This is a genomic window from Kocuria sp. ICS0012, assembly GCF_001665945.1.
In the GTDB taxonomy this organism is placed as follows: Bacteria; Actinomycetota; Actinomycetes; order Actinomycetales; family Micrococcaceae; genus Kocuria; species Kocuria marina.
In genome coordinates, this window is the sequence record NZ_LZMM01000033.1 from 21,114 (window position 1) to 33,494 (window position 12,381).

The window sequence follows — 12,381 nt, forward strand, 5'->3', positions numbered from 1 at the left end:
CAGGCAATTCGAAGATGGGCCGCCAACAAGCGAAGACTGTCAGAGTCTGGTGGATCGTTGATGGTTTATGTTAGTTTGATCCGCAACACCATGTTCGAAAATGTTCGGTCTGGATCGATTCACTTTACAGGGCAAGGAGACTCGCATGGAGCTCTCAAGACGCACCGTTCTTAGGGGAGGTCTCGGTGTGGGCGCCAGCCTGGCGCTCGGCGCCTGCGGCCGCACCTCACCCGACGCTGCGGCCGGCGAGCCTGTACGCCTGACCTACTGGTCTTGGCTGAAGGGTCTCGACAAGGTCACCGATATCTGGAACGCCAAGAATCCTCACGTCCAGGTGGAGACCGTGTGGATCAAGAGCGGCAACCAGGGCGGCTACCAAAAGCTGTTTTCCGCGCTTGCCTCCGGCGGCGGTCCCGACCTCGCACATGTCGAGCTCCGGCAGGCATCGGCCTTCATGATGGTGGACGGCCTAGTCGATATGACCCAGTACGGCGCCGACGCCGTGACCGATCGATTCGAGGCTTCAGTTCTCAACCAAGTGACGTTCAACGGCGGCGTGTACGGGCTGCCGCAGGACTCCGGGCCCACCGCGTTTTTCTACCGGACCGACGTCATGGAGGCAATCGGCGCCGAGCCGCCCGCGACGTGGGAAGACTGGGCGGCCGTGGCCCGCGAGTACCGCGCCGCCGACCGATACCTAGAGTGCTTCCCCATCGCGGACGGTGGCTACTTCTGTGCCTACGCCATGCAGGCCGGTGCCAACTGGTTCCAAATCGATGGCGACTCGTGGGTCATCGACATGACAGACGACGCGACGCTTGAAGTCGCCGCTTTCTTCGACCGGGCCATTGACGAGAACCTCGTCAACGTCTCGATCAGCCCGTTCTCCCCCGGCTGGTTCGCCGCAGCCGGGACCGGACAGCTCGGGGCCATCACCTCCGCGTCCTGGGCCGACGAGCTCATCAAGGGCGTCGGCGGCACGGAGGGATTGTGGCGAGTAGCCCCGATGCCCCGCTGGACCGGCGGTTTCGGCTCCGCGCAGCTGGGCGGCTCGACGGTTGCGACGATGTCGAGCTCCCGGCATCCGCAGGAGGCGACCGACTTCGCCATGTGGATGACCACTGACCCGGAGGCGATCGACGCCCAGATCCTCCACTGCGGCATCGGCTGGTCGCCCGTCTCTGACTACATCGGCACCCCGAGGCTTCAGCAGTCGGAGTTCTTCGGTGGACAGAACTACAACACCGAGGTCTTCGTGCCGGCGGCCCAGCAGCAGAACCCGAACTGGAGCTGGGCCCCCACGGCCCAGCAGGTCTTCAACGTCCTGTCCGACGGGTTCCGGTCAAAGCTCACCGACGGCGTGCCGCTGGTCGACTCCTGCCGCGCCGCGCAGGACGCGGCCGTGCGGATGCTCAAGAACAAAGGTCTGAATGTGAGGACGGCATGAACACACAACGTCGGGCACCGTGGATCCTCATCGGCCCCTTCCTGCTCCTCTTCCTCCTGACGTTCGTCGCACCCATCGCCTACGCGGTGGTCCAGAGCTTCACGAGGGTGGATCGCGCAGGGCTCTTCGGCGAGCAGGGCACGAGCACCGTCTTCGCCGGTCTGTCCAACTACGTCCAGGCTTTCGCGGGCACCGAATTCCTCGCATCGATCGGTCGGATGCTCCTCTTCGGTGTCGTACAGGTGACGATGATGATCCTCGCGGCGACCGTGCTGGCCTTGCTGCTGGAGTCCACCTCGGCGCGGTGGCCCCAGTTCTTCCGGGCGGCGTACTTCATGCCCTACGGCGTGCCCGGGGTGATCGCGTCAGTACTCTGGTCCTTCCTCTACGTTCCGGGTCTCAGCCCGTTCATTGACGTCGCCGCCCTCGTCGGCATCGAACTCGACTTCCTCGGGCCGAACGTCGTCCTGTGGTCCATCGCGAACATCGTCACCTGGGCCTACACGGGTTATAACATGCTCATCATCATCGCCCAGCTCAAGGCCATCCCCGATGAGATCTATGAGGCCGCGCGCGTCGACGGCGCGGGCCCGTGGCGCATCGCCCGGGCGATCCAGGTTCCCCTCATTCGACCGGCGCTGATGCTGACCACCATCTTCTCCATCATCGGCACCCTCCAGCTCTTCGCCGAACCGCAGATCCTACAGACCGTTTCTCCGGCGGTCGGCAGCGAGTACACCCCCAACCTCGCCGCCTACAACTCGGCCTTCAACTACAACGACTACAACGTCGCCGCCGCCCAGGCCGTGACGATCGCGGTCGCAGCGTTCGTGCTGTCCTATGCCTTCCTGTACTTCAGCAACCGTAGGAGCAATGATGACTGACCTCTCGGCCACTACCACTGGCACACCGGTCACCGGCCGCGACCGGGCCAACGTCTCCGGCGCCCCTCGCGCCAGGCGCCGCGGGGCAGGCCGCGGCGCCGCCTCGACCATCGTCGTCACCGGCCTTCTCACGGTCGTCGCCCTCTATTTCCTCGTGCCCGTCTACTGGGTCGTGGTCGCGGCGACGAAGAGCACCGAGGATCTCTTCGCCACGCACGGATTCCTGCTCGCGCCGACCTTCAACCTGTGGGGAAACCTCACCCAGGTTCTCACCTACGACGGTGGGATCTTCGTGCGGTGGTTCACCAATAGCCTGCTCTATGCAGGAGTCGGCGGACTCATCGCCACCTACTTCGCAGCCGCCGGCGGCTACGCCCTGGCGAAGTACCGCTTCCGCGGACGCGAGGCGATCTTCGGACTCATCCTCGGCGGGGTCCTCGTGCCCGGCACCGCGACGGCCTTGCCGCTGTTCCTGCTCTTCAGCGAGCTCGGCCTCGCCAACACGTACTGGAGCGTCCTGCTGCCCTCCCTCGTCTCGCCGTTCGGCATCTTCCTGTGCCGGATCTTCGCCCAATCCACCGTTCCGGACTCGCTCATGGAGGCGGCCCGGCTCGACGGGGCAGGAGAGATGCGCATCTTCCACACCATCGGCCTGCGGACCATGGTCCCGGCCATGGTCACGGTGTTTCTCTTCCAGCTCGTCGGCATCTGGAACAACTACTTCCTGCCCCTGGTGATGCTCTCCGACGACGAGCTTTACCCGATCACCCTCGGCCTGAGCAACTGGAACAGCCAGACTCAGCGACTCCCGGAGTTCTACGAGCTCACCACCGGCGGGGTGCTGCTCTCGATCATCCCGCTGCTCGTCGCGATGATCGTCCTCCAGCGCTTCTGGCGCGGCGGCATGACGGCCGGCGCCGTCAAGGAGTAGTGAATCCGTCCCCCGTCGCCGCCCATCCCAGAACGCACGCGCGCCCACCGCCCTGAGAAGGAACAGAGACCCATGCCTGCCCCGACCTACCTCACCGACCACTCCCCGGGCCACGGCGCGCTCTCTCCGCGCTCCCGGCTCGACTCGGACGCCCCCGTGCTCGACCTCACCGGAACATGGCGCTTCCGGCTCTCGCCCGTCGCCGACCCGGGAACTGAGCCTTGGGAGGGCGACGACGCCGCCTGGGACACTATCGCGGTACCCGGCCACTGGGTCCTCCAGGGCGACGGCGGGTATGGCCGCCCGATCTACACCAACGTCAACTACCCCTTCCCCATCGACCCACCGTTCGTGCCCGACGAGAACCCGACCGGAGACTACCGGCGCACCTTTACGCTCCCGGGCGACGGCGCCTGGTCGGGCGCTGAACGGATCCTGCTGCGCCTGGACGGGGTGGAGTCGGCGTACCGACTGTGGGTCAACGGCACAGAGGTCGGCGTGGGCAAGGGCAGCCGTCTCGTCCACGAGTTCGACATCACCGCTCATCTACAACCGGGCGAGAACCAGCTCGCCGTCCGGGTCCACCAGTGGTCCGACGCCTCCTACCTGGAGGACCAGGACCAGTGGTGGTTGCCCGGGATCTTCCGCGACGTCATGCTCCTCGCCCGCCCCGCCGGGGGGATCGACGATGTCTGGGTGCGTGCCGACTACGATCATGTGACGGGCCACGGCGCGTTGGACCTTGAGCTCGCCGCCGCACCCGAGGCGTTCCCTGTCGCTGTCACCGTCCCCGACCTCGGGATTGAGCACCGGTGGGACGGCCCGGCCGACGTCGCCCCGATCCCCGTCGGTGACGTGGAGCCCTGGAGCGCCGAGGTACCCCGCCGCTACGAAGTCGTCCTCGCCGCCCGTGGGGAGACGGTCACCGTACGCACCGGCTTCCGGACTGTGCGCATCGTCGGCGACCAGTTCCTGGTCAACGGCCGCCAGGTGATCTTTCGCGGTGTCAACCGCCACGAGATTGAGGCCACGAGGGGTCGGGTCTTCGACCCGGAGCACGCCCGGGCCGACCTGGAGTTGATGAAGCGGTACAACGTCAACGCGATCCGCACGAGCCACTACCCGCCGCACCCGGGCGTGCTCGATCTCGCCGACGAGCTCGGCTTCTGGGTGATGGACGAGTGTGACCTCGAGACCCACGGCTTCGAGGAGGTCGGCTGGCGGGAGAACCCCAGCGACGACCCTCGCTGGCGCCACGCCTACCTCGACCGGATCGCCCGCACCGTCGAGCGGGACAAGAATCACCCCAGCATCGTCATGTGGTCGCTGGGGAACGAGGCCGGCACCGGGCAGAACCTCGCCGCCATGTCTGCCTGGGTGCACCGCCGCGACCCGGGCCGCCCCGTGCACTACGAGGGCGACCAGACCGGGGAGTACACCGACGTCTACTCGCGCATGTACCCCGCCCTGGAGGAGATCGACGCCATCGGTGGGGAGCACGGGCGGCTCATGGCGTGCAGTCCCGCGCAGGGGGCGCGGCTGCGACGTCGTCCCTTCGTCATGTGCGAGTACATCCACGCCATGGGCAACGGGCCGGGCGCGATCGCTGAGTACGACGAGCGCATCCGCGCCTACCCCCGCGTCCACGGCGGATTCGTGTGGGAGTGGCGCGACCACGGCCTGCTGACCACCACCGGGAACGGCACCCCGTTCTACGCCTACGGCGGCGACTTCGGGGAGGTCATCCACGACGGCAACTTCATCACCGACGGGATGATCCTCTCCGACGGCACGCCCTCCCCCGGTCTGGCCGAGTACGCCGCCGTCGTCGCCCCTGTCCGTCTCACGCTGACGGGCGACGCGGACGCCGTCCTCGTGACGAACGACCGGCACACTGCAGACACCACCGACCTCACCTTCCGGTGGGCGGTCGAGGTCGACGGCGAGACAATGGCCTCAGACAACCTCGACGTCCCGCCGGTATCAGCGGGCTCCACCGCACACATCGTCCTGCCCGGCCCGGTCAGGACGGCACTTTCCCGGGTGGGCGGCCAGGGAAGCGAGGTCTGGCTGCGGCTCGTCGCAGCGCTGGCCCGCCCCGCGGCGTGGGGGCCGGCCGGACACGTGATCAGTGCTTGTCAGGTCGATCTCACCGCTTCCCGGTTCACGTGGCGTTCGCCCCGCCCGGCGGCACCGCCCGCCACGGGCAGCACCGCACCCCGGCAGGCCGGCGGGGAGATCACTCTCGGCCCAGCCCGCTTCGACGCGCGCACCGGGCGGCTCACCCGGCTCGGCGGGATGGCGGTCGACGGGCCGACGCCCGAGCTGTGGCGGGCGCCGACCGACAACGACCGCGGCTCGGGTCAGGGCAGCCTCGAGGAGGCCTCGCCCGAGGAGACCGGCGGCCTCGGCGTGCCCGGACCGTCCTCCGCCGAGCGCTGGACGCGGCGCGGTTTGGATCGGCTGGTCCACCGAACCCACGAGGTCCAGGTCCTCGACGACCGACTCATCGTGCGCATCCGCAGCGGCGCCGCCGCAACATCCATGGGCATCGAGACGAACCTGACGTACCTGGCGGACGGCGACGTGCTCGTCATGCGTGTCGACATCGCCCCGCGTGGACCCTGGGAAGGGACCTGGCCCCGGGTCGGCGTGCGACTGGGCCTGCCCGGGACCCTCGACCACGCCCGGTGGTTCGGCCCTGGGCCCGAGGAGTCCTACGCCGACGTGGCCGTGGCGGCACTCGTCGCCGTGCACGAGCGCACCATCGACAAGCTCGCAGTGCGCTACGCCCGGCCGCAGGAGACGGGACACCGCCCCAACGTACGCTGGTTGCACCTGTCCGGCGGCGAGGGCCCCAACCTTGAGCTGCAGTCCTTTAACCAACTCGGCGGCGGGCAGGTCGGACGCCCTGGGTTCACAGCCTCCCGGCACACCGCCCAGGAACTGGCAGCCGCCGCCCACCCGCACGAGCTGCCCCTGAGCGAACGCGTCCACCTCTACCTCGACGCCGCCCAGCACGGCATCGGCTCGCGGGCCTGCGGACCGGACGTGCTCCCACAGCACCAGCTGTGGCCCGCGACGCACTCCTTCGTCGTCGGACTGCGTGTGCGATAGGCAACTTACTCCGACTCGAGCAGGAGGAGACCGGAATGCGTGGTCTCGTCTCTGTCAGCACAGGGCAGGTGGGATGCCCGGCGAATCGGCCGAGTAGGACGGAAGCACACCGTGTGCACACGCGGCATGGATCACGTTGCGGTTGCTGGGTCAGGATCCACGCCCCGCAGCCTTCAAGCGCGGCGAGGATCCCACTCGGCACCTATTCTGTCTTCGGTCGGACCAGGACACTAGAAAGCCTCCAGCGCCCAGGACAGTGAGTGCTCAACCCCGGGGTCGAGGACGACCAAGTCTTCGCCGGAGTTGAAAGCGTCTGGCGGGCAGTCCATCGGTTCGACAGCCAAACCGCCACGTGGGTTGTCCCGGAGGTGGTCCCCGGTGTAGATCTGCACCCACTTGGCGCGAGGGTCCCAGCTGAGCAGTGCTCCGTGACCGTCGCACGCCGTGAGGCGGGCGATACATCTTCCGCGCGACGAGACGGCCACGCCAGTAAAGGCATTGTCGATGGGCATCTGTTCGATGCCGCGCCCGGAGCGGAAGTCGAAAGGCCCTTCGGCGGTGGGGGTAAGCGCCGTCGGGAGCATACGCTGAGAAGAGACGCTCAAGTAATGATCCGCTTCCAGTTCGAGCGTCCAATCATTGACGCACCCAGACCCAGCCACCAGGTATGGGTGTGGACAAGAACCATATGGTGCTGCCGTCTGCCCTTCATTGACGCCGCGAATCTCGGCGTGCAAGCCGTCCCGACTTACCATGTATCGGGCTTCCACCCGTACGGAAAAGGGATACCCTGCGTCCGAGCCCAGTCGCAAAGCGAGTACAACTTCACTCTTACTGTTGGACAAGACCTCCCAGTCCCGGAAGACCCCGAGTCCGTGCAACGCTGTCCCTTTTTCGGGCTCATTGACAGGAACCTGATAATGCCGACCGCCGAACCGGTACTGGCCGTCAGCCAATCTGTTCGGCCAGGGGGCACACACGACGCCTCTGTAGTCTACATTGGCGACGCCCGGAGTATGGGCGACTATGAGAGGTCTGCCTTCGTACTCGAGCGAACAAAGCGTAGCTGAAAAGGTGTCGACAACCGCCGTGTAGCCGCCAGCAACCAGCATGAACGATGTCATGAGTCTCTCCTAGAATCTGTTAGGCACCGCTAATAGCATTGAATTAGAAGCCAAAGGAGCTACATGTCTAGCCGCATCGTTCGACTTAATGAGGAAAAAGCTGAAACGTCAACGTTCAGACTGGTTCCTGAGAAGAATAATGTCTGAGCATTCCCGCCATTGACCGCAAAAAATGAGGGACGATCTTCCACCGCAGACACCGCCGATGCCTGCAAGACTGCCCAGGGATTCAACCGCATGGCCAGGTTTCTTCAGGCCTCCAACCATTACGATGACGCGCAGAGTAAACGCGGAGAGGATCATCAATGCAGCCGTTGACCTGATGAGGTCTGGCAACGCGCCAACGGGCAGAAGTGCAGATCGGTCCTGTGGGAAGTGCAGGACGGTGGCTTCGCAGAGTTCGGACTGTCATAGGCAATGTGGGCGATCTACCGGTGCGCGGCGCGGGCGCCGGCGACCATGTTCTCGAGCGTGTGGCGCATCCTCCAGTCGAGGTCGCGGGCGGCCAGTGTTCCGTCGGCGACGATCCGGGCCGGGTCGCCGGGGCGGCGGTCGCACAACTCGGGCGTGAAGTCGATGCCGGTGATGCGGGCGGTGGTCTCCATGATCTCCCGCACGGAGACACCCGTCCCGGAGCCGAGGTTGTAGACCGGCTCCAGGGTGCGGCCGACTCGAGAGCCCGGCCCGCGGCCACTTGTGCTGCGGCGAGATCGCCGACGTGGACGTAGTTGCGGACGCAGGTGCCGTCTGGGGTGTCGTAGTCCGTGGCGAAGATCTTCGGTCGGCGGCCCTCGGCCAGTGCGGTCAGGACGAGGGGGAAGAGGTTGTGGGGACTGGTGTCGTGGAGCTCCAGCGTCCCGGAACTGACTACGTTGAAGTACCGCAGCGAGGTGTGACGCAACCCCCGGGCCCGTCTCTGGTCACGGATCAGCCACTCCCCGATGAGCTTGCTCTCCCCGCAGGGCGACTCCGGGAGAGTGGGAGTGCCCTCCGTGACGAGGCCGGCCCGGGGCCTGCCGTACACGGCGGCCGACGAGGAGAAGACCATGTTCCGCACCCCGACCCTCTCCATGGCGGTGAGCAGGTGAGCGGTCCCCGTGACGTTCTGCTCGTAGATCAGCAACGGGTTCCTGACGGACTCCCCGGCATACTTGTACCCGGCCAGGTGCACGACACCGCTGACGTCGTGGTCGCGAAGCGCTTGCGTCACGGTGCCGGTGTCCAGGACGTCGGCGTGGACGAACGGGATCGGGCCGGGCACGAACGCGCGGTGGCCGCTGACGAGCGAGTCGAGGGCCACGACGGCGATGCCGGCGTCGTCGAACGCCCTGAGGACGTGGGACCCGATGTACCGGCGCCGCCGGTCACCAACCAGATCACAGCCGCTGCGCGCCGTCCGCCGGGAGGACCGTGAAGATGTCGGGGGTCTTCAGGCTGCCGAAGCCGCGCAGGACGGCGTTGCGGACCTGCTCCTCCCGGTCCGCGGGGACGAGGGCGATGGCGGAGCCGCCGAAGCCTCCCCCGGTCATCCGGGCCCCGAGTGCTCCGGCGGCCAGGGCCGTGTCGACGGCGAGGTTCAGCTCGGGGCAGGAGACCTCGTAGTCCTCGCGCAGGGAGGCGTGGGAGGCCGTGAGCAGGCCCCCGACCCCGGCCACGTCGCCGTCGCGCAGGAGCTGTACCGCCTGCAGGACCCGGCGGTTCTCGGAGAGCACGTGCCGCACCCGACGGGCCACTTCCTGGTCCAGGGCGGCCAGGTCGGCGTCGGCGGGGATGTCGCGCAGGGAGGCCACCCCGAGGGCGGCGGCGGCGCGCTCACAGGCGGTACGGCGGGCGGCGTAGCCGCCATCGGCGTGGGAGTGGGCGACCTTCGTGTCGATCACCAGGACTCGCAGCCCGTGCTCGGCCACCGGCAGGGGCACGAGCTCGGACTCCAGGGAGCGGCAGTCCAGGAACAGGGCGGAGCCGGCCCGGCCCATCAGCGAGGCCGACTGGTCCATGATCCCGGTGGGCGCGCCGACGAACTCGTTCTCGGCCCGCTGGGTCAGCCGCGCCATGGCCGGGGCGTCGAGGCCCAGGCCCAGCAGGTCGTTGAGCGCCACGATCGTGGCGACCTCCACCGCGTGGGAGGAGGACAGCCCCGCCCCGACCGGCACGGTGGAGTCCAGCAGCAGCTCGAAGCCGGGGACTTCCACCCCGTCCAGGGTGCCCAGGGCGTGCACCACCCCGGCGGGGTAGGCGCCCCAGTCACCGACGGCGCCTGGTGTGAGCCCGGGGACCGTGAACCGTGCGCGGGAGAGCCGCTCCCCCTCGGGGGCGTAGGTGGAGGCCAACTCCACCGTCTCGTGATCAGGCTCCGCGGCCCGGCGCAGCCGCACGGCGACCATCGCCGTGCGGTCGATGGCGAAGGGGAGCACGAACCCGTCGTTGTAGTCGGTGTGCTCCCCGATGAGGTTCACCCTCCCGGGGGCCCGCCACACCCCGTCCGGGGCGTGGCCGTACACCTCGGTGAAGCGGCGGGCGTGCTCCTCGGCCCGGATGTGTTCGTGGTGATCGATCTGCTCATCGGTCATCGTGCGGTCCCCCTCAGGCGTGCGGCGGTCTGTTCGGCGGTGACGTCGTTGATGAACGCGCCCATGGCGGCCTCGGAACCGGCGAGGAACTTCAGTTTGTCCTCGGCCCGGCGCGGGCTGGTCAGCTGCAGGTGCAGCCACCCGGCCTCGCGGTCGGCCGCGTTCACGGGGGTCTGGTGCCAGGCGGCGATGTAGGGGGTCGGCGTGTCGTAGAGCCGGTCCACCCGTTGCACCAGATCGCGGTAGAGGACCGTCAGCTCATCGCGCTCGGCCCCGGTGAGGGCAGCCAGGTCCGGGACCTGGCGGTGCGGGACCAGATGGATCTCCAGGGGCCAGCGCGCGGCGTAGGGGACGTAGGCGGAGAAGTGCTCGCCCTCGATCACCATGCGGTCCCCCGCCGCGGCCTCGTCGGCGAGGATCTCGCCCATCAGGGCCCGGCCCGTGGCGGCCAGGTGCGCGCGGGAGCGGGCGGCCAGCCGGGCGGCATGCGGAGCCGGATAGGGATAGGCGTAGATCTGCCCGTGCGGGTGGTGCAGGGTCACCCCGATCTGCTCCCCACGGTTCTCGAAGGGGAAGACCTGGCGGATCCCGACCATTGCCGAGAGCGCCTCGGTGCGCTGGGCCCAGGCCTCCACCACGGTGCGCGCCCGTTCGAAGGGCAGGGACGCGAAGGAGCCCTGGTGCTCGGGTGTGAAAACCACCACCTCGCACCGCCCCACGGCCGGGGACGGGACACCCCACAGGGACCGCTCCCCCGCGTCCTGCGGGTCCGGCAGCACCCCCAGCTGCGGACCCAGGGAGGGGAAGCGGTTCTCGAAGACGACGACGTCGAAGTCCTCGGTGGGGATCTCGGATTCCCGCCCGCCCGTGCTCGGGCACAGCGGGCACTGGTCGACCGGGGGCAGGTAGGTGCGGGTCTGGCGGTGGGCGGCCACGGCCACCCACTCCCCGGTCAGGCGGTCGAAGCGCACCTCGCCGTGCCCGGAGCGGGCATCCAGGGGCCGGCGGTCGGTAACCTGCTCCACCGGCGGGGTGCCGCGGTCGGAGAAGAATACGGCCTCCCGGCCGTCGGCGAGGTGGTGGGTGCGGTGCGCGATCAGCGGTGCGGTGGCGCGCTCGGCGGGGGCGGGAGAGGTCATCGGACGGGCTCCAGTCGCAGATCGGGAACGTATTGACTCAGGATTTCGCGGGCCGCGGGGTCGACACCGTCGTCCATCACGACGGTGTCGACCCCGTCCAGGTCGGCGATGCGGTAGAGGCCGACCAGGCCCCACTTGGTGGAGTCGGCCAGCACCACGCTGCGGTCGCAGCGCTGCAGGAAGAGGCGGTTGATCTCGGCCTCCATCATGTTGGGGGTGGTCAGACCCTCCCGCTCGCTGATCCCGTGGACGCCCATGAAGCACACGTCCACATGCATCGTGAGCAGTGCGGTCGTGGCCAGCGGACCCACCAGCGCGTCGGAGGGGGTCCGTACGCCGCCCAGCAGCACCACGGTCTGCCCCGTGGCCGGCGCGTCCTGGAGCGCATCGGCGATACGCGGAGAGTTGGTCACCACCGTGATCTCGGGAATCCGGCGCAGGGCACGGGCCAGGGCGTAGGTCGTGGTCCCCGAGTTCAGCGAGACTGACATCCCCGGCTCCACCATCGACTCCGCGGCCGCCGCGATCGCCGCCTTCTCTGGCAGCTGCAGCTCGGACTTGTGCATAAAGCCGGGCTCGACGGCGGAGGACCCCGCGGGCAGCTTGGCCCCGCCGTGGACCTTCTGCAGTTCGCCGTCACGGGCCAGCCGGTCCAGGTCGCGGCGCACCGTCATGTCGGACACGCTCAGTTCGGCGGCTAGGTCGGCCACCCGCACGGCACCGGCCGCACGCACCCGGTCGAGGATCTTCCGCCGTCGGCGGTCGGGAAGCATCTCGGACATGAGTCCTCCTGGATCGGGGACGGCGCGGAGAGGCGCGTCGTGGTGGCAAACCCCACCATTCAAACAATTTTGTGTTTATTTTAACATACTTGATGTTCGTCCATGTTGCTTCTAATATGGCGTGAACCACACAAGAACAATCTGTCCGGAGCCGACGTGACCGTTGCGACCCTGAAGCCAACGACCGTTTCCGACCCGACCGGGCCGTTTCGGTTGCACCTAGTCAGGGAGAACGTGTCTGCCCTCGGCCAACTCTCGAAAAGTCAGGTGCCCTCCATGGTGCACCGGGGAACGTCGCTCGGCGGTCCCGACGGCTTGACCGTCGAGTTCGCCGAGACCACCCACGCCCACTCCACGGCCAGCGACCAGGAAGTGCCGGTGCGTGCC

Annotated in this window: 8 protein-coding genes and 1 pseudogene; 4 read left to right on the forward strand and 5 right to left on the reverse strand. The window is 67.9% G+C overall.

Annotation, left to right across the window (positions count from 1 at the left end; translation table 11 throughout):
* The first annotated feature begins 145 nt into the window (after positions 1 to 145).
* The 4 genes from A5728_RS04615 (at position 146) to A5728_RS04630 (ending at position 6,379) form a co-directional block, all read left to right on the forward strand.
* Entirely contained in the window at positions 146 to 1,447 is a 1,302-nt protein-coding gene (locus A5728_RS04615) for an ABC transporter substrate-binding protein (protein ID WP_039102269.1), read from the forward strand.
* Positions 1,444 to 2,331 (forward strand): carbohydrate ABC transporter permease, encoded by an 888-nt coding sequence (locus tag A5728_RS04620; protein WP_064845930.1) that lies wholly within the window; start codon positions 1,444 to 1,446, stop codon positions 2,329 to 2,331. Before A5728_RS04615 ends, A5728_RS04620 begins: the two co-directional genes overlap by 4 nt.
* Complete coding sequence (locus A5728_RS04625; protein WP_064845931.1) at positions 2,324 to 3,262, forward strand: carbohydrate ABC transporter permease; 939 nt, start codon at positions 2,324 to 2,326, stop codon at positions 3,260 to 3,262. Before A5728_RS04620 ends, A5728_RS04625 begins: the two co-directional genes overlap by 8 nt.
* Positions 3,263 to 3,334: 72 nt before the next feature.
* Positions 3,335 to 6,379, forward strand: coding sequence for a glycoside hydrolase family 2 TIM barrel-domain containing protein (locus tag A5728_RS04630; RefSeq protein WP_064845932.1), 3,045 nt, complete (start codon positions 3,335 to 3,337; stop codon positions 6,377 to 6,379).
* 230 nt (positions 6,380 to 6,609) lie between these two features.
* Here the strand turns inward: A5728_RS04630 and A5728_RS04635 are convergent, their stop codons facing one another.
* From A5728_RS04635 to A5728_RS04655, 5 genes and pseudogenes are all read right to left on the reverse strand, one after another.
* Entirely contained in the window at positions 6,610 to 7,503 is an 894-nt protein-coding gene (locus A5728_RS04635; RefSeq protein WP_064845933.1) for an aldose 1-epimerase family protein, read from the reverse strand.
* 428 nt (positions 7,504 to 7,931) lie between these two features.
* Positions 7,932 to 8,883 (reverse strand): annotated as a pseudogene (galE, locus tag A5728_RS04640) (UDP-glucose 4-epimerase GalE).
* A complete protein-coding gene (gene galK / locus A5728_RS04645; protein ID WP_039102264.1) occupies positions 8,880 to 10,073 on the reverse strand; it encodes a galactokinase in 1,194 nt (397 codons plus the stop codon). Before galK ends, galE begins: the two are co-directional and overlap by 4 nt.
* The gene (gene galT, locus A5728_RS04650; RefSeq protein ID WP_064845934.1) at positions 10,070 to 11,212 is read right to left on the reverse strand and encodes a galactose-1-phosphate uridylyltransferase; all 1,143 of its coding nucleotides are present in this window, start codon (positions 11,210 to 11,212) and stop codon (positions 10,070 to 10,072) included. The genes galK and galT overlap by 4 nt, the downstream gene beginning before the upstream one ends.
* On the reverse strand, positions 11,209 to 11,994 hold the full coding sequence (locus tag A5728_RS04655; RefSeq protein WP_052239393.1) for a DeoR/GlpR family DNA-binding transcription regulator: 786 nt from the start codon (positions 11,992 to 11,994) through the stop codon (positions 11,209 to 11,211). The genes galT and A5728_RS04655 overlap by 4 nt, the downstream gene beginning before the upstream one ends.
* Positions 11,995 to 12,381: the final 387 nt, after the last annotated feature.

What these genes read in the sequence shown, in the direction of transcription:
- A5728_RS04615 (WP_039102269.1), top strand. Translation starts at nt 146, where the DNA reads ATGGAGCTCTCAAGACGCACCGTTCTTAGGGGAGGTCTCGGTGTGGGC.
- A5728_RS04620 (WP_064845930.1), top strand. Translation starts at nt 1,444, where the DNA reads ATGAACACACAACGTCGGGCACCGTGGATCCTCATCGGCCCCTTCCTG.
- A5728_RS04625 (WP_064845931.1), top strand. Translation starts at nt 2,324, where the DNA reads ATGACTGACCTCTCGGCCACTACCACTGGCACACCGGTCACCGGCCGC.
- A5728_RS04630 (WP_064845932.1), top strand. Translation starts at nt 3,335, where the DNA reads ATGCCTGCCCCGACCTACCTCACCGACCACTCCCCGGGCCACGGCGCG.
- A5728_RS04635 (WP_064845933.1), bottom strand. Translation starts at nt 7,503, where the DNA reads ATGACATCGTTCATGCTGGTTGCTGGCGGCTACACGGCGGTTGTCGAC.
- galK (WP_039102264.1), bottom strand. Translation starts at nt 10,073, where the DNA reads ATGACCGATGAGCAGATCGATCACCACGAACACATCCGGGCCGAGGAG.
- galT (WP_064845934.1), bottom strand. Translation starts at nt 11,212, where the DNA reads ATGACCTCTCCCGCCCCCGCCGAGCGCGCCACCGCACCGCTGATCGCG.
- A5728_RS04655 (WP_052239393.1), bottom strand. Translation starts at nt 11,994, where the DNA reads ATGTCCGAGATGCTTCCCGACCGCCGACGGCGGAAGATCCTCGACCGG.